Genomic DNA, 15,869 nt, shown 5'->3' on the forward strand with positions numbered 1-15,869 from the left:
ATAAAAGCCACAAGTTTGAAAGAAAAATGATTTCTGATTTCAATTTTTATAGCTGCGGCATCCAAAATTGTGAACCTAATTATACATACGGCCCAATTTCTCGAGAGTAATATTTCATTCATTTCATAACCTCAGGAAAGGGCACCTTTACGCTTAATAAGAAAAGCTTTCAACTAAGTGCCGGTCAAGGATTTATAAGCCCAGCTAAAGACCTCATTACATACAAAGCTTCAGCCGACGACCCATGGAATTATTCATGGATCGGTTTTCTAGGAACCCAAGTTGATCAATATGTTCAATTACTTTGTCAACAACAGAATCCGATCTTTGAGCTGGAAGAGCCGGACCGCCATTTTTTTCATAAGCAAATCGCTGAGATTATCGAGATGGACAGCAATGATCTGTCAAAATATCTTAAAGGAAATGGCGTTCTGAACACTCTTGTGGGGCATTTATTGGAAAATAAGGAAATAAAAAAAGTTTCTATTATGGATACTTCAATTGCCTTTCAAGCAAGAAGATATATTGACCTACACTTTCATGATGGGATTCAAATTAATGAGCTTGCTTCAGAATTGGGCGTACATCCTAATCATCTTTCTCACGTATTCAAAAAGAAATACCTGATGAGTCCAAAAGCATTTCTGCGTAAGGTTCAGATTGACAAAGCGAAAGAGCTGTTAAGTACAACTGACCATCCGATTAATATCATTGCTAATTCCGTAGGTTTTCCAGAACCGTTAGCCTTTTCAAAGGTGTTTAAGAAAGCGACCACTCTTTCTCCTTCTGATTACCGAAAGAGCTGTTGACAGTTTATTATTCGTCCGATTCCTATGCCAAATAGCCCGCTGCTTTAGCGGGCAAAAATTTTTATTTGGTTTGTTGCTTCGTTTAAACCTGCGCCTCATACCAACGTTGGATTTTTTGATGAGACACACGATTGGTTATTCTTGTTTACGAATCCGATTCAGACGCCGATTTCGGGCTTTTTTGGGTTTTGCCGGCGGAGATTGGGTTGCTGTCGGTGTTTCAGCCGGCAAACTCTCCTGTTCAATCCCCGATGTAACGATCAGTCTTGGAGGTGCCACTTGATCATTGATTTCAATGTTTATCAGCGAGGCGCCATTGGGTACACATGAAAGAAGCAAAATACCTGCTTGCTCCTCGTTTAATGACCAAGGGTCAATCCCCATAGGAAGCTCGATATTTTGAATCAGCACACCCGGCTCTGGTATTTCTTCTATGATAGTCAAATCCTCAGGAATGCGAATATTTTCTATAGTATCCACAGGTTCTTGCACCTGTTGCAGTGCGTCTTCTTTTACAGACAAAGGTTCTGTTTCCATCATCATAGGCGATGGCGTCTGGATTACTTCTTTTGTTTGATCATCAAAAATTGGTTTCACGGTCTTTTTGATTCGTGTAGCGTGCAGCACTTCTTTGTATAAACCAACCCCGTCTTTTTCAAACAAAGTGAGCTTCGTCATTTTTGTTAAAGCGGCTTTGATTTCATCTGCGGTTTTGGTTGGGTCTACATCTTTTATTCGAAGATGTTGGGATTTGCCGTTGCTGTTAGCAAATTCCGCATCTAATGTATATGTTTCAATCATTTGCTTCTCTTCCCTTTCGTTTGTTATCTTCCACTTTTTCTGTTAATCAGGTCATGATTCCGCCAATCTTGTTGAAGGCGCTTTGATAACTTGTGTGTATAGGTGCTCAAGCTTTTCAGCGATAAATGTTTGTGCTGGAAATAATTTAATTAATAATAATTGCCAATCTTTTTCTTGGAAATAGGTAGTGAAATAAAAATAATAGCGGCGCATGGCTGCGGTTGATCTTGTTTTTAAGAAGATATGCTGTACGAGTGATCGCAGCATATTTGAAAAATCTGCTTCACACAAGTCATCTCTCACCTGAAGTGTGATCAGCATTTCGATGGCGGCCTTTCCATCTTTCGTTTCAAAATAAAATTTACGAATGCGTTTTTCCAATGTCTGGCGAGTGAGACTAAATAATTTCTGTTTGCTCAGTCCAAATTCTTTCATGGGGTTGCCTCCTTTCACTCTAGAATTTACTAATTATTATTTGAGATATCTACAACAACAAAATACTCCTTTTGTCACGTCTTTTACACACCAATAAATTAATAATTATTAAAGTATAATGATTCTTAGAAGCTTTTTCCTATCACATCAGGCTTTCTATGCCCATAAAATAATGAATACCCTTTCAAAAAAATTATTTCAGCGAGTCTCTTCTACTTAAAGAAAGTAATTATTCCTACTTTTAAAACGCTTCTCCATTATCTCTTGATGCATTCTGTCATTAATAAAACTGTTAGGCGTTTTCATCTTTATTTATGAGTGTATCTTTACGAGAATAAAGCGATAAGTGTTATAATCGAGACGAAATAAAGTTACTAATGGAGGATATTATGAAAAATAAGTTTTTTACGTCGTTCGGGACTGTTATAGCTATGCTATTTGTTTTCTTTGTTGCCAATTCTACAACAACGTTGGCTGCTGAGAGTCCTTTTCAATACGAATCAACGAACGCGGGTAATTTCATAAGTAATGGAGTCGCAAATGGAGATACGTACAATTACGGCTACACAAACACAAATCAACTACCGGTAGATTCTGAGGGTTTCGTTAACTATCAGGATCAGGCCTATGTTAGAAAGACAGTCAAATCCAATCCGAAAAAGCAAGGATTGTTCGATGTGACCCTAGATATTAAAGGAAATGAGATTCCTCACCCACCGTTAGATATTGTCTTAGTTATTGACTACTCTTCTTCTATGCAGGGGGAGAAATTGACCAACACATTAAGAGGACTGCAGGAGTTCGGTGCAGAATTAGGGGATTCCTTATCAAACGGAGTTGCTCAAATCGGGATTGTCGCCTACAACAGAAATGTGTATTCTACAAACGGCTTGACAAATGACATGAATCAGCTGCAAAACTTTTTGACTAACACCGCTGAAAGCCATACGGGTACTTTTATACAAAAGGGATTGATCGCAGGTCAAGAGCTTTTATTGAATCAAGGCAGACCAGGGGCTGAGAAAATCTTGATTCACGTTGGAGATGGCAGTGCAAATCGCAGCTACCTTCCTGTGGATAATGCAGCTACCTACCCAAATACTGGTCAAATTACGGATTATAATGGTTACCATACTGCTGCTTATAATAAAGACTTTCAGACTGAGTCGCCACAATTTAATACTAGTGATACGATTTCTGATGCCAATGGGAACAAGGTCGATAAAACCGTTGTTACTGATGCCACTCTTGGAACAATCGTTGCTTTAAAGGAAAAAGGCATCATCACTTATTCCATCGGTACTGCCCCCACTCCTAGAGGGGAATATATTGCACGAAATATCGCGGACAAAGAGAGTCACTATAGTCCTATAGACGAAAATCTTCTAGGATTAGGGGATGCGTTAAAAAATATTATCAACTCGGCAACGAAAACTATCCCAAAGGGCACTGTAACTGACCCAATGGGTGAAGATATTTTGCTGCAAGGCAGTGGAAATTTTTCTGAAGCAAACTACAGGAAAGCTGGTTGGAAAAAGGATTCTAGCGGAAACTGGCTGCCAGCCGATGAGTTAGTAAGAAATTTAGAAGTCACTGAGCAAAATCAAGTAATCACTGTTTCGAACTTTGCCTTAGGTGTAAACGAACGTATTACCGTGACGTATCAAGTTCGATTAAATACCGAGGCAAATGATTTTAAAGGTGAATTCTGGTATTTGTGTAACCAGCGAACGACCTTGGACCCGGCAAGTGATGGCTCATCGCTGCTAGATTTTCCGATTCCATCAATCAAAGCACCCAAAGTCGACCTTAGCCTAGAAAAGCAATGGAAAAATGCACCAGCATCAATGATTCCTGACAAAATAGACTACCAAGTGATTCGAACACCGTTAGCCAACCCAAGTTCATGGGCAGCGTCGGATACTCTTTCACTAACAAAAGAGAAAAATTTCAAGTCGACTGTTTCAACTGTACCTGTGCAAGGTGTTAACAATGATCTGCCCTTGTATAACAACGCTGGAGATACAATCATTTATAATGTCAATGAAGTAAATATCCCCGCAGATTTTGAATTTTCAATAAATAAAGAAAACAATCACTTTACTATGATTAATACGTATAAGGAAACAGAACCAAGTACCACGGAACCAAGTACCACGGAGCCAAGCACTACAGAACCAAGTACCACAGAACCAAGTACCACGGAGCCAAGTACTACAGAACCTAGTACCACTCAAAGTTCGACAACCGAGAGTACCGCTCCGGCAGCTACTACGGAAGAACCAAAAACAAGCGAGTCTTCCAGGAAAGCGGCAATCATTAAAACGACCAGCACCTCTAACAAGCGCTATCCTAAAACCAATGACGACCGAAGCAGCATTATCTGGGTTCTGCTGGGAACTAGCCTATTCGGAGCCGCTATCTACTTATTAAAGAAAATAAATTAGTACCAGTTAACATTCTTAAAGTCTTTTCGAAAAAAACTTAACAAAATGAAAGCCAAACAATCTTTTTACTTTCAATTATGAAAGCTTAAGATCGTTTGGCTTTTCGTTTTGTTCCTTCTATTTTCTAAGCTAATGGTTAACATTTTCCTTTAGCCATAAAAGCAGCTGTTGGGCAACTTGTTGATTCTGATCATTGATCTCGGATTTGCCATCCCCTTTTTGTGGACCATAAGATCCAAAGCCGGCGTGATTTCCGCCACTGATTTCTTGATAATCGGTAGACTTAGGTAAGTCCTGCTTGGCCTTTTTATAGGCGTCATGATTTAAGACGCGATCATTTTCCGCAGTCAAGGACAATACAGGGAGGTTTTTATCTGCTAAGGTTCCTTTTGTATCTGGATAACTAGCCAAGAAAAAGACGCCCTCCAGATGATTGGTATGCCCTTTTGCAAAGCGGCTGGCCATGACGCCGCCTAAAGAATGGCCACCTACTATATAGTCGCGCTTGGGGTGTTCAGAAAGAACCTTTTCCCCGCGGTTAGGTGCTAAAACGGCTAAATCCAGAGGCATTTTCAGGATATAAACGGGATATCCTGCTTTGGCTAAGGTTTGTGCCCAAGGGCTATAGCTTTCGGGTTCAACAAGTGCGCCCGGATAAAAAATGATCATAGGTTTTGTTTGATCCTTGCCAGAGAAATACAACCAATCCCCGCTGTCCTCTGCTTTTTTTGCGGTCTGCAATGCATTATTGGTTGGAGAATAGCTTTGCGTTTTTAAATACGCTATGCCACCACCTAATACGAGGGCTAATCCGATAACAAGGATCAGAAGGAGCTTTTTCCATTTTTTCACTTTGATCGTTCCTTTCTTTCGTTGCTATCATACCATTTTCCCATAATGTCCAACAAACTTTAGGCGACACCCACTTGGAAAATGTGTTTAAAAATGCAAGTGAAAGACGGAAATTTCCGGCGGTACGCCCAATCGCGCGTGAATGGCGGTCGTGCCCAGCCCGGTATTGACGTATAGCTTGGTATGATCCTTCAGTTCATAGAGTCCGCGAGTATATTTTTTTGCTAAAACATTTTTTACTTCATAAAACGGCAGGCGGACCTGCCCGCCATGACTGTGTCCGGCCAATACTAATTGTGTATTGGTGCCCACAAATCCATCCGCTACATCTGGTTCATGAGTAAGTAATATAGAATAGTCGTATCTTTGGCGATAGCTCAAGGTTTCCTCGATCGAAGGAGCACCTAGTAGAGAATCATCCAACCCTCCAATGAAGACTTTTTTGCCATTTGCGAGAGTCAATGTTTCACCAGCATTTTTTAATACTTCAAAATTCGCTGCATTCATGACCTGCTGATAGACTCTAGCTGCTCCGCCGCCATAATCATGATTTCCCCAAACCGCGTATTTCCCAATCGTTGCTTTCATTTCCTTAAGCTTCTCAATGATTTCCGGTTCGTGATTGTATTGTGCGTAATTATCAAAAAGATCGCCAGTAAATACAATGATATCCGGTTTTTCTTTATTGACTTTACGAATGACCTTATCCAACCGTTTCGTTGAATAGCTTTCAGATACTTGAATGTCTGAAAGCTGAAGGACTTTTAATTCCTTGGGCATTGATTTATTGCCTAACTGCAGCCGGTGAACCACTGCTAAGCTGGGTTCGATTTTGAAGGCATAAATAGGAATGCAGACTAAAATTAATACTAGTCCGATGAAAATTTTTTTAAACATAAGTTGACCTGCCTTTTCGTTTTTTCGTTCTATTGCAGTGATAGAATCGCCAATGCACTACCCGATAGAAGCAGTGCAAATACCAGGATTCCAATAATCACTCTTCGTTTTGCTTGATTCGTCATCCGATCCTCTCCCATGAGCAAAGCATAGAAAACAATTATGCAAAACTTGTGCAAAAGAAAAACCAGCACAACTTAATGGACTGGTTTTTGCTTGATAGGAAGGATAACGGTCGCGATAAAACGATGTTCTTTCTGCTGAAGTGTCAATTCTCCACCGATTCGCTGGAGTGTTTGTTCGACGATCGAAAGGCCTAAGCCGGTTCCTGCCAGGTGATTATTTCGTGATGCCTCCCCTACTACAAACGGTTTGGTTAGCTGAGTGATCTGCTTAGGGGATATTTTTGCAGACAAATTCTCAAAAATCAGCAAATAATGATCGTGTTTCTTTTTACCGCTAATGCTCATTTGTTTATTCAGGCTGTATTTGATCCCGTTTGTTAATAGATTGATCAGTACGACCTTCAGCAATGGCTCATTTGTATCAAGCTGACAGGGTTCTACCTCAAGCGCAATTTTGAATTTTTGATCAATGAGCTGCTGCTGGGCCACTTCTTTTTCGATTAGCCCGTTGATCGCCACCGGCTCTAACTGGATTGCTTCCTTTAACTGTTGACTATAGTGCAGCAGATTGGCGACTAATTCGTTCATATTGATGAGCTGCTGATCAAGATCGTCTAAGAAGCTGGGATTCTCTAACGCCATTTTTTCACCGTCAACGAGCAGCTGCATAACGGATAAGGGAGTTTTTAGCTCATGGGCCAAATTAGACGAGAAGGCCTTCAATTGATCATTGCGCTCAAGCATCTCCATTTCATGTTCTTGAAGCGACCGCTTCATTTGATTGATCGATTGACTTAGATTCCCCAGCTCATTTTCAACCGTGATATCGGAGTCGGCAAAATTCAATTGGGAGATGTTTCGAGTCGTTTGTTCTAAGCGGCGAATCGGTTCGATGATCTGCCGCCGGACTAAGAGAACGATCAGACCAAGCAGCAGCACCAAAAAGACACTCGTCGCCGCGATTAAAATCGGAAATAATGTTTGGATAGCCGCCTGAAAATCTGGAATACTCGTCCCTATTAAGTAGAATTTGTTGTCTTGAGCAAAGAAAATAGTATAGAAATCATTTCGTTGCCGCGTCTGATTGTATAATCGTTGGACTGACCGCCCTTTTTTAACAGCGGCGGTAGTTGTCTGATCAATCCAAAAGCGATTCAATGAGATCCCGGCTTGGCTCAAGCGGAAGGCCATGTCGCTGGTCAACTCCTCATTTGAAATAGCGGGCTTGTTCTCGATTGCGATAACTACCAGCTCATCGTCTACTTGCTCTTTTTTCCCGCTTTGTATCAATTTTTGCGCTTCCTTGACCGGCTGCTCCATCTTCCAATAATAATAGGTTGGAAAGCCCCAGCGATAAAAAATCGTAACGAGTGACAGAATCAAAATAAAGATGATCGCGATACGCTGGATAAATGCGCGAGTCAGACTATTTTTTCGGTAATTCAAAGCGGTAGCCTGTTCCATAAACAGTTTGGATAAGTTCTTTCCCTACCTTTTCTCGTAAAATACGAATAAAACTGTCGACGGTCCTTTCATCATTTTCATGATCCATTCCCCAAACGGATAAAAGAATCTGTTCCCGTGTTAAAGGCAGACCTTGATTCTGATACAGATAATACAGCATGTCATACTCCCTGTTGGTCAGACTCAGCGCCACATCATTTAACAATGCACGCTTCTCATTGGGGATAAAAATCAGCGGCTGCTTGATATCTTGCTGAATCACTCCTAACAATTTCGCTGCCCGCGCTAAAAGGACCTGGGCATGAAACGGCTTCGCTAAATAGTCATCGACACCGGTCATTAATGCTCGTACCTCATCTTCTGGCAGATTTTTGGCCGTCAACATCAAGATTTTGATATTGCGCTCGCTTTTCATTCTTTTAGCGGCCTCCAGCCCTGTCATTTTTGGCATCATCCAGTCCAAAATCGCCAAGTCAAAGGTCTCTGCGTAAAATTTCTCCATGGCAGCTTCGCCATCGCTGGCTTCTACCACTGTATAGCCTTCCTTTTCGAAAAATTTCTTCAATAGCTCACGCATTTTATCTTCGTCTTCACATAGTAAAATCTTCACTTTGGATTATTCCCTTCTAAAACCGTGCGATCCGTTGATTTTTTCGGCAATGATCGCAGACAGATGTAACAATAGCTCGAACGCCTTCCTGTTTCAATCTTTTCGAAAGCCAGAAAGCTCAATCTTATAAATTCCCTTAAAATTGATAGCTAAATAAATTGAAGCCAGATTGTTAATGATTTCTTCCTTAGTAATTGATAGACTGAATAGAAAAAGGACTTGGAGGATTTATTTTTGGAAAAGGAAAAAAAGATCTTGCCGATCGATTTTTTGTGGTTGGCACTTTATGCATTTGCGGGGTTTAGTTTGGAATTGATTCTGGGAATGGTAACAAATGGTTTAAGCGTGGCAGTGAACGCTGCGTTGACGGCCATTTTATGGTCAGGTGTTTCGCTTTTTCTGATCTATTATGCAAAGAAACGTTTCGATTTCGATGTTTTCAGTACGTCTCACTCACCAGATAAGAAGAAGCTAGTGGCGATTCTTGTTCTTGTAGCGGCTGTGATCCTTGTTACTACAATCGGTTTTGGCGGCTTCAAGCCCGTCGTTGAGTTTAATGGCGAATTGAATCGAAGCGCGAGTGCCCTTGTTTTTCGGACGATGTATTACTTAGCTGAATGCAGCTTGATCGTGTTAGTGATCGCTTTTGGTCAAAAATTCTGCGAAGCGCAGTTTCAGTTGTCTCCCCACTTTCCTAGCGGCGGCCTGCTGCTGGCCATCACTTGGGGACTGATTCATTTTCTATTACAGGGCTTCAGCGGCGGGGTCTACACCCTCTTTTTCTCGCTAGTTGCCGGAGTCCTCTATCTTTTATGTGAAAAAGATCTACGCTGGACGTATCTTTTTGTCGCTGTCGCGTTTATTCTTTAATCAAAGTTCAAATATATTTGGAGGTGCATTTGTGGCTAGTATTGTTTTGGCTCTGCGTTTTTTACTTGAAGTAGGAACTGTCGGTGGTCTTTTCAGCGGATTATTCATAAAAAAGCAAGTGTATCTAAAAGTTCTTTTTGTGGTCTTAGCCCTGTCGATTACACTAGTTTGGGCAAGGTATGGGGCACCCAAGTCCCCCACTGTTCTGACTGGACGAAATAAATTATTTTTAGAGCTGGGTGTATATTCGATCGGCTCGATCGGGTTCTTTTTACTATTTGGAAATAAAGTAGGAACCATCTATTTTCTGATTGCCAGTCTGGATTTATGGCTGATGTATCAATTAAACCTGCAGGGACATTAGTGTCTCTGTTTTTTTGTCCTTTGCTGTTTAAAATTTTCATGAGATTTTCGTTGGCATTCGTTAATAATTGGGATATAATTCTACTATTAAGGACCTTTTTATAAAGGCTTTGAAAAAAAGAAAAAGGAGTTGTTTCTCTTGAAAATATTTGAAGGATCTGGTGTTGCTTTGGTTACCCCTATGAAAGCTGATGGTGCCGTTGATTACAAGAAACTAGAGGAACTAGTCGAATGGCAAATCAGCGAGGGTACAGATGCAATCATCGCTTGCGGAACGACTGGTGAAGCGTCTACCCTAGCGAATGATGAACACATCGCTGTGATTGAAGCCGTCGTCAACAAAGCAAACGGACGAATCCCAGTTATCGCAGGAACCGGTGTGAATGACACGCAACACGCGATCGAATTATCGACAGGTGCGGAAAAAGTTGGTGCCGATGCCCTATTGATCGTGACTCCATATTATAATAAAGCTTCTAATGAAGGCTTGTTTTTACATTATCAAAAAATCGCTCAAAGTGTGAAATTACCGATTATTTTATATTCTGTAGCCTCTCGTACCAATATGAACATCGCACCGGAAATGGTGAAACGCTTGGCTGAAATCCCGAATGTGGTAGCTATCAAAGAAGCCAGCGGAAACATCTCCCAGATTGCGGAGATCGCGCGTATCATGCCGGATGATTTTGCCATCTACTCTGGCAATGATGATCAAGTCTTGCCGATCATGGCTCTTGGAGGAAAAGGATCGATTTCGACGATCGCCAATATTGCCCCTCGTCAAACTCATGAGCTGACTAAAGCCCTATTGGATGGCAATTTCCCATTGGCGAAAGAGCTTCAATTGGCACAGCTGCCATTGATCCATGCGATTTTCTGTGAAGTCAATCCTATCCCTGTAAAAACCGGTGTTGGATTATTAGGAAAAATCGAACCAAACTTCCGTCTGCCTCTTTCAGCAGCTAAAGCAGAAACGGTTGAAGGTCTGAGAAAAGAAATGACAGCATATGGGCTGGAGGTCGTTAAATAAATGATCGATATTATTTTGAGCGGCGCCAATGGCCGAATGGGACAAGTCCTGCAAACAATGATCGCTCAGCAGCCTGAGATGCAGGTCGTGGCTGGTATTGATCGTGAAGACTTCGAAGCGGACTTCCCTACTTATCAGACGATTGCGGACTGCCAGGTGAAGGCTGATGTCATCATTGATTTTTCTCACTATTCTGCTGTACCGGCAGTGCTGGATTATGCGGCAGCAAAAAAAATCCCGGTGGTCGTAGCTACTACGGGTCTGACGGATGAAGTGAAGGAACAATTGGCGAAAACCGCTGAGCAAACCGCTGTTTTCTTCTCTGCCAACATGTCTTTAGGAATCAATTTATTGGCAAAAGCCATTCGCGAGATCACTCCCGTCTTAGAAGAAGAGTTCAATATTGAAATCGTTGAAAAGCACCACAATCAGAAAAAGGATTCCCCTAGCGGTACGGCTCTTTTATTGGCCGATGCAGTCAACGACGCGGTTGAGGAAAAGAAAACCTATATTTATGGGCGTCATGGCAATGATCTAGAAAATCCCTTATCCGAACTTGGCATCCATGCCGTTCGCGGCGGAACGATCCCTGGCGAGCATACGGTAATCTATGCCGGACCTGACGAGGTGATTGAGTTGAATCATTTAGCTTTATCGCGTAATATTTTTGCTAGCGGTGCGGTAAAAGCCGCTAAGTATGTCAGCGATAAAACGGCTGGCTTATACGATATGGAAAAGCTGATTGACGAGAGCTGAGTTTTAAAGAAGTAAAAAGAATACTTGGGGGAATTTGATGACGTTAACCGATCCTTATGAAATAGCAAAATATATTAAAAACGCTGAAAAAATGACACCGGTCAAGGCCTATGTTCAAGGCGATCTGTCAGGAGTCACCAAGGAAAAAGTTCAATTTTTCGGACAAGAGAAAACCTGGATCTTAATTGGTGACAGTCAGGCTGTCCAAGAAGTATTAAAGGAGCAGCAGGCAGCGATCAGCGAAGTGCATGTTGAAAATGATCGCAGAAATTCAGCGATTCCGATGCTGGATATTTCAACGGTCAATGCCCGGATAGAGCCAGGCGCATTGATTCGCGACCGTGTAGAAATTGGCGACAAAGCGGTCATCATGATGGGCGCGATCATTAATATCGGTGCTTCCATCGGCGAAAGTACGATGATCGACATGGGCGCCATCTTAGGTGCACGGGCGACGGTCGGAAAGCATGCGCATATCGGTGCAGGTGCAGTGTTAGCAGGTGTTCTTGAGCCGCCTAGCGCGTCACCAGTCGTTGTGGAGGACAATGTTTTAGTCGGAGCCAACGCGGTCGTTTTAGAAGGCGTTCATATTGGAAAAGATGCGGTCGTCGCAGCAGGCGCAGTTGTTACTAAGGACGTACCTGCCGGCGCCGTTGTCGCAGGAACCCCTGCCAGAGTGATAAAAATGAAAGACGAGATCGATCCGGAGAAGACAGCATTTTTGGATGATTTGCGTTAAACCCAGAATCCCTATCAGACTGATAGGGATTTTTTTGGCGCTTTCCACAAGGAAAACTGCTTTGCTTATTGTAAGGAAAAAAGCTGTTAAGCGGACATTTTTCATCATTTTAGTAGAAAATTTGCTTTTTTTAAATCAAATAACATCTTTTACCTTATTTCTACTGCACTTTTTGCGAAGTATGCTATAATACTATCGATTAGAACAATTCCTAAAAGAAAGCGACTGAATGATACTCGTGAATTTGAAAAGCATTAAAAAATCAATCAAAATTCGTAACAAACAAATCAGCAAGACCTTTGCTCAAGTGGAGGAAACACTGGCTAATCATATCCATAGTGATGTGAAAATCTATTTTGACAAGGCGAATCCTCACCAGCTCCATCTAGAGGAAAAAACGCCTGAGGGAAAAACACGTCATATTCAAAGCACAGAGCAGGATCACTCATTCAAAGAATTAGTTGATGCGCATATTCAAAAACCACACACAAACACACTGAATCAATTGACCAACAGCATCTACAACCTGTGGTCAGAAAGCTTCAAATCAGAAACCGCTGTGGTCAAGGAAGATACGGATAAAGCAGCTGAACTGGCACAGGATATTTTAGCTGATGTGGTCAAAGAACCAGCCGGCGCTGGTGTGACTGCCGAACAAGCGGAAGCCTTGAATCAATCCTTGAAAACGAAATCAAATTATTCTGCTGAATGGTCAGATACAGAAAAAGCAATCGAGGTATTCTACAATCCGCCTAAAAAAGACCGTCAATTATTAGCTACGGTTTCAGCGGATCAAACAATTACCTATACTGACGCTCTAGCTACAAAACGCGTTATGAAAAAAGAGCTGCCAGACATGATTGCAGCAGTCTTAGCCTAAAACAAATCCCTGCCCTCAATTTCGAAGGCAGGGATTTTTCTGTTTTAAAACGAAAGCCGAACGAATATGCGGCCTCTTTCCTACTTCTTCAATTTTTCCCAGTACTCAATCCCATTTGAAACAGCAACCAAATGGAAGCCTTCTTTGATCAAAGCGACACGCCGCTTGTCTTCATTCGAGCCCAAATCAAAATGCCGTTCGCTGCCCTCCTTGCTGTAAACCATTACATAGGGAGCCTCATTGTCCACAACAGCCAGATTATATTCCACAACTCTTCCCTCCTTCTCGTTAATTTCTGCTTATCCTTATTGTATAGGAGCGACAAGAAAAGCAATTTCCAAAAATTTAATTGATTTACAAAAAAAGAACTTGTCCTTAACACTAGACAAGTTCTTCTCACATTATTTCAGCACCCCGTAGAAAAAAAGCTGCACAGCCTTTTCCAAATCTTCTTTGGCTGTTTCCTTTGGTGAGTCCAGATACGAAGAAATCAAGACAAATAATTGTCCCACCGCAAAATCAGCATCCACCGAAGCTCTGATTTTGGCTTCCGCTTCGAAGGCTTCAAGAAAAGGCTTCTTATAGGAATCCTTCCAAAGCGTAAATAATTTTTTCGCCGTTTCTGGCTTCAGTGTATGCTGGATGTCATGCATCATCATAAACAGGCTGAATGGATGTCTTTTCTGGAGATACAGGGCCATCTCCATGATTTTCTCCTCAAAGCTCGTCTCTTTTGCGGCCCAGCCCCGCAGATTCTCACCGACCTCGTTTGCTAAGCGCTGCATTACTTGATAATAAATAGTTTCTTTGTTCTTAAAATGATAGTAGATATTTGGTTGAGTAATCCCAAGGATCTTTGCGATTTGCCGAGTAGATGTGTCATTATATCCCTGCTTCATAAAAAGTTCTTCGGCAACATCTAAAATCTCTTCATACATCGAATCGCCTCATTTTTCTTTGGTACAACCATTATACGCTATCTGCTTAACTTTCGTCCTTAGAAACGGATTTTTCTTTTAGTTTTCCATCTTTCATTTCTAAAATTCGGTCACAAAATTTTACTAGCCGGGTGTCATGAGTCACCATGATCGTGGCTTTATTCTTTTCTTTTGTCTCTTTGGCTAGAATTTTGACGACCTCATATGCCTTTTCAGAGTCTAGACTGGCCGTTGGTTCATCTGCCAGAATAATCGTTGGATCATGGTATAAGGCCCGTGCGATAGCCACCCGCTGACGTTCTCCGCCAGAAAGCTCTTCAGGGTATTTATTTTCTAGGCTGGCGATGCCTAGCTGCTGGAATAATTTTTCCGCGACCTCTGAATTGTCATTTTTGCTGACTTTGTCGACTAGTTTTAATTGCTTTTTGACGGTTAAAAATGGAACTAGATTAGATGCCTGCAAAATAAAACCGATTTCTTTGAAGCGTAATTTTGCCCGCTCCTTTTCCTTCTTCTCACTAAAGTCCTCATCATTAATCAAAACCTCGCCTGAAGAAGGTGATTGTAGTCCTCCCGCAATTGTCAAAAAGGTACTTTTACCTGAACCCGATGGTCCGATGATCGCAACAAACTCCCCTTTTTCTACGGAGAAGTTCGTTTCCTTTAAGGCTTCGATCGTTGAATCGCCGTCTTTGAAATTTTTCTCTACTTGCTTAAATTCAATGGCACTCATGTTTTTTCCTCCTATCCGATAGCCTTCAATGGGTCAATCTTCACGATGGTTCGAACGGAGAAGAACGCACCGATCAAGGCAACTAGAATCATCAAGATGCTAATCCCGCCAAAGAACAGCATATTGACCTGAAACGGCACCGCATCCGGCAGCACCAAGGCTGTTCCCAAAGTCGCGCCTAAACCGATGACGACACCAACCGTCGCGAGTAAAAAGGTTTGGGCGATCACGGAATTTGAAATGTAGCGGCTGGAAATTCCTTGAGCCTTCATGACGCCAAAGATTTCAGCTTTTTGCATCGTTAATACGTAAATAAATATTCCGATGACGATCGCGGCTATCACGATCAAGAAACCGATCATGAATCCAAAGGTCAGGACCTGCGCGCTGTATCCAGGCAGATCATTGATAAAGTTTTTGATGCTGATTTGATCCAAGTCATCAGGCACCGACTGAACATCCCCGCGAGTGATGATCGCATTGATTCGTGTATTTTCACTCGTCCCCTGTGTTTCAAAACGAATTTCCTGATACGCACCGATCGTCGTGTAAAGAACAGGTGCGACGTTAAACTTGGCGTTATCCGTAAAACCAACGATTTTCAAGGTTTTATCATTTCCCGCTATTTTGACTGTCTCGCCTAGCTTTAGCTGGTATTGATCCTTCAATGAAATGTCTGCCACTGCTTCTTCATCAGAGGCAAACATTTTTCCGCTTGTCAGCTTAGGTGCTAAAAATTGATCCTTGTCGATGCCGAAAAAGCTGACATCAATTTTTTCTCCGCTGTCGCCTTTTATGACGCCAGCCGTTTGTGCGAGATATGCTTTTTTATCTGCCTTCACCTCGTCAAAGGTCTTCAGAGGAATCATTGACATATTTAAATTATTGTTTGCCTCCTCAGTTAAAAGGATGTTATCCGCATTCCATTTGTCTACCGCAGTCCGATTGTCCTGCGCCAGCCCATAGGCCAACCCCGTCAAAAAGAACACTAGGTAAGCAATCAAAAACATGACACCCATTACTAGCGTATAACGCAGCTTGGAATGTTTGATTTCATTAATCGCTAAAAACATAGTTATTACCTCCACTTATCACTTGATAAAATTACCGTAACACGATT

18 protein-coding genes and 1 pseudogene are annotated in these 15,869 nt (G+C 41.8%); 9 read left to right on the forward strand and 10 right to left on the reverse strand.

Annotation, left to right across the window (positions count from 1 at the left end; genetic code table 11):
- Nucleotides 1–116: 116 nt before the first annotated feature.
- Together IGI67_RS23250 and IGI67_RS23255 are read left to right on the forward strand one after the other, a co-directional pair.
- Nucleotides 117–302, forward strand: a pseudogene (locus tag IGI67_RS23250) (AraC family ligand binding domain-containing protein); the annotation flags it as partial.
- 153 nt (nucleotides 303–455) lie between these two features.
- Nucleotides 456–809 carry a helix-turn-helix transcriptional regulator gene (locus tag IGI67_RS23255; RefSeq protein WP_429959503.1) on the forward strand — a complete coding sequence of 118 codons (354 nt, stop codon included), beginning with the start codon at nucleotides 456–458 and terminating at the stop codon, nucleotides 807–809.
- Nucleotides 810–944: 135 nt separating this feature from the next.
- Here IGI67_RS23255 and IGI67_RS23260 read toward each other — a convergent pair whose 3' ends face one another.
- Nucleotides 945–1,610 (reverse strand): DUF2922 family protein, encoded by a 666-nt coding sequence (locus tag IGI67_RS23260; RefSeq protein WP_429959504.1) that lies wholly within the window; start codon nucleotides 1,608–1,610, stop codon nucleotides 945–947.
- A gap of 51 nt (nucleotides 1,611–1,661) precedes the next feature.
- Nucleotides 1,662–2,045, reverse strand: coding sequence for a hypothetical protein (locus tag IGI67_RS23265; RefSeq protein WP_429959505.1), 384 nt, complete (start codon nucleotides 2,043–2,045; stop codon nucleotides 1,662–1,664).
- Between the two features lie 389 nt (nucleotides 2,046–2,434).
- On the opposite strand from IGI67_RS23265, the gene IGI67_RS23270 reads away from it, so the two are divergent.
- Nucleotides 2,435–4,492 (forward strand): VWA domain-containing protein, encoded by a 2,058-nt coding sequence (locus tag IGI67_RS23270; RefSeq protein WP_429959506.1) that lies wholly within the window; start codon nucleotides 2,435–2,437, stop codon nucleotides 4,490–4,492.
- A gap of 129 nt (nucleotides 4,493–4,621) precedes the next feature.
- Here the strand turns inward: IGI67_RS23270 and IGI67_RS23275 are convergent, their stop codons facing one another.
- The 4 genes from IGI67_RS23275 to IGI67_RS23290 all read right to left on the reverse strand — a co-directional run bounded on the left by IGI67_RS23275 (nucleotide 4,622) and on the right by IGI67_RS23290 (nucleotide 8,440).
- Nucleotides 4,622–5,344, reverse strand: a complete 723-nt coding sequence (locus IGI67_RS23275) for an alpha/beta hydrolase (protein ID WP_429959507.1) — start codon at nucleotides 5,342–5,344, stop codon at nucleotides 4,622–4,624.
- Nucleotides 5,345–5,431: 87 nt separating this feature from the next.
- Entirely contained in the window at nucleotides 5,432–6,241 is an 810-nt protein-coding gene (locus IGI67_RS23280) for a metallophosphoesterase (protein WP_429959508.1), read from the reverse strand.
- 197 nt (nucleotides 6,242–6,438) lie between these two features.
- Nucleotides 6,439–7,812 carry a sensor histidine kinase gene (locus tag IGI67_RS23285; protein WP_429959509.1) on the reverse strand — a complete coding sequence of 458 codons (1,374 nt, stop codon included), beginning with the start codon at nucleotides 7,810–7,812 and terminating at the stop codon, nucleotides 6,439–6,441.
- Nucleotides 7,793–8,440: a response regulator transcription factor gene (locus IGI67_RS23290; protein WP_429959510.1), complete on the reverse strand. Its 648-nt coding sequence runs from the start codon at nucleotides 8,438–8,440 to the stop codon at nucleotides 7,793–7,795. Before IGI67_RS23290 ends, IGI67_RS23285 begins: the two co-directional genes overlap by 20 nt.
- Before the next feature lie 234 nt (nucleotides 8,441–8,674).
- Here IGI67_RS23290 and IGI67_RS23295 point away from each other — a divergent pair, with 234 nt between their 5' ends.
- From IGI67_RS23295 to IGI67_RS23320, 6 genes are all read left to right on the forward strand, one after another.
- Nucleotides 8,675–9,310: a hypothetical protein gene (locus IGI67_RS23295; protein ID WP_429959511.1), complete on the forward strand. Its 636-nt coding sequence runs from the start codon at nucleotides 8,675–8,677 to the stop codon at nucleotides 9,308–9,310.
- Between the two features lie 31 nt (nucleotides 9,311–9,341).
- Nucleotides 9,342–9,674, forward strand: coding sequence for a DUF2568 domain-containing protein (locus IGI67_RS23300; RefSeq protein WP_429959512.1), 333 nt, complete (start codon nucleotides 9,342–9,344; stop codon nucleotides 9,672–9,674).
- Between the two features lie 138 nt (nucleotides 9,675–9,812).
- A complete protein-coding gene (gene dapA, locus IGI67_RS23305; protein ID WP_429959513.1) occupies nucleotides 9,813–10,703 on the forward strand; it encodes a 4-hydroxy-tetrahydrodipicolinate synthase in 891 nt (296 codons plus the stop codon).
- Nucleotides 10,704–11,459, forward strand: a complete 756-nt coding sequence (gene dapB / locus IGI67_RS23310; protein WP_429959514.1) for a 4-hydroxy-tetrahydrodipicolinate reductase — start codon at nucleotides 10,704–10,706, stop codon at nucleotides 11,457–11,459.
- A gap of 37 nt (nucleotides 11,460–11,496) precedes the next feature.
- Nucleotides 11,497–12,198 (forward strand): 2,3,4,5-tetrahydropyridine-2,6-dicarboxylate N-acetyltransferase, encoded by a 702-nt coding sequence (gene dapD, locus IGI67_RS23315; protein WP_207108207.1) that lies wholly within the window; start codon nucleotides 11,497–11,499, stop codon nucleotides 12,196–12,198.
- Nucleotides 12,199–12,427: 229 nt separating this feature from the next.
- Nucleotides 12,428–13,078, forward strand: a complete 651-nt coding sequence (locus IGI67_RS23320) for a hypothetical protein (protein ID WP_242550284.1) — start codon at nucleotides 12,428–12,430, stop codon at nucleotides 13,076–13,078.
- 80 nt (nucleotides 13,079–13,158) lie between these two features.
- Here IGI67_RS23320 and IGI67_RS23325 read toward each other — a convergent pair whose 3' ends face one another.
- The 4 genes from IGI67_RS23325 to IGI67_RS23340 form a co-directional block, all read right to left on the reverse strand.
- Complete coding sequence (locus IGI67_RS23325) at nucleotides 13,159–13,347, reverse strand: hypothetical protein (RefSeq protein ID WP_429959515.1); 189 nt, start codon at nucleotides 13,345–13,347, stop codon at nucleotides 13,159–13,161.
- A gap of 132 nt (nucleotides 13,348–13,479) precedes the next feature.
- Nucleotides 13,480–14,016, reverse strand: coding sequence for a TetR/AcrR family transcriptional regulator (locus tag IGI67_RS23330; protein ID WP_429959516.1), 537 nt, complete (start codon nucleotides 14,014–14,016; stop codon nucleotides 13,480–13,482).
- A 46-nt stretch (nucleotides 14,017–14,062) separates the two neighbouring features.
- Nucleotides 14,063–14,749: an ABC transporter ATP-binding protein gene (locus IGI67_RS23335; protein ID WP_429959517.1), complete on the reverse strand. Its 687-nt coding sequence runs from the start codon at nucleotides 14,747–14,749 to the stop codon at nucleotides 14,063–14,065.
- A gap of 11 nt (nucleotides 14,750–14,760) precedes the next feature.
- The gene (locus tag IGI67_RS23340) at nucleotides 14,761–15,822 is read right to left on the reverse strand and encodes an ABC transporter permease (RefSeq protein WP_429959518.1); all 1,062 of its coding nucleotides are present in this window, start codon (nucleotides 15,820–15,822) and stop codon (nucleotides 14,761–14,763) included.
- Between the last annotated feature and the right edge of the window lie 47 nt (nucleotides 15,823–15,869).

The organism is Enterococcus sp. AZ196 (assembly GCF_050498845.1).
Lineage (GTDB): Bacteria > Bacillota > Bacilli > Lactobacillales > Enterococcaceae > Enterococcus_A > Enterococcus_A murrayae.

What these genes read in the sequence shown, in the direction of transcription:
- IGI67_RS23260 (WP_429959504.1), bottom strand. Translation starts at nt 1,610, where the DNA reads ATGATTGAAACATATACATTAGATGCGGAATTTGCTAACAGCAACGGC.
- IGI67_RS23280 (WP_429959508.1), bottom strand. Translation starts at nt 6,241, where the DNA reads ATGTTTAAAAAAATTTTCATCGGACTAGTATTAATTTTAGTCTGCATT.
- IGI67_RS23335 (WP_429959517.1), bottom strand. Translation starts at nt 14,749, where the DNA reads ATGAGTGCCATTGAATTTAAGCAAGTAGAGAAAAATTTCAAAGACGGC.
- IGI67_RS23340 (WP_429959518.1), bottom strand. Translation starts at nt 15,822, where the DNA reads ATGTTTTTAGCGATTAATGAAATCAAACATTCCAAGCTGCGTTATACG.
- IGI67_RS23330 (WP_429959516.1), bottom strand. Translation starts at nt 14,016, where the DNA reads ATGTATGAAGAGATTTTAGATGTTGCCGAAGAACTTTTTATGAAGCAG.
- dapD (WP_207108207.1), top strand. Translation starts at nt 11,497, where the DNA reads ATGACGTTAACCGATCCTTATGAAATAGCAAAATATATTAAAAACGCT.
- IGI67_RS23270 (WP_429959506.1), top strand. Translation starts at nt 2,435, where the DNA reads ATGAAAAATAAGTTTTTTACGTCGTTCGGGACTGTTATAGCTATGCTA.
- dapB (WP_429959514.1), top strand. Translation starts at nt 10,704, where the DNA reads ATGATCGATATTATTTTGAGCGGCGCCAATGGCCGAATGGGACAAGTC.
- IGI67_RS23265 (WP_429959505.1), bottom strand. Translation starts at nt 2,045, where the DNA reads ATGAAAGAATTTGGACTGAGCAAACAGAAATTATTTAGTCTCACTCGC.
- IGI67_RS23320 (WP_242550284.1), top strand. Translation starts at nt 12,428, where the DNA reads ATGATACTCGTGAATTTGAAAAGCATTAAAAAATCAATCAAAATTCGT.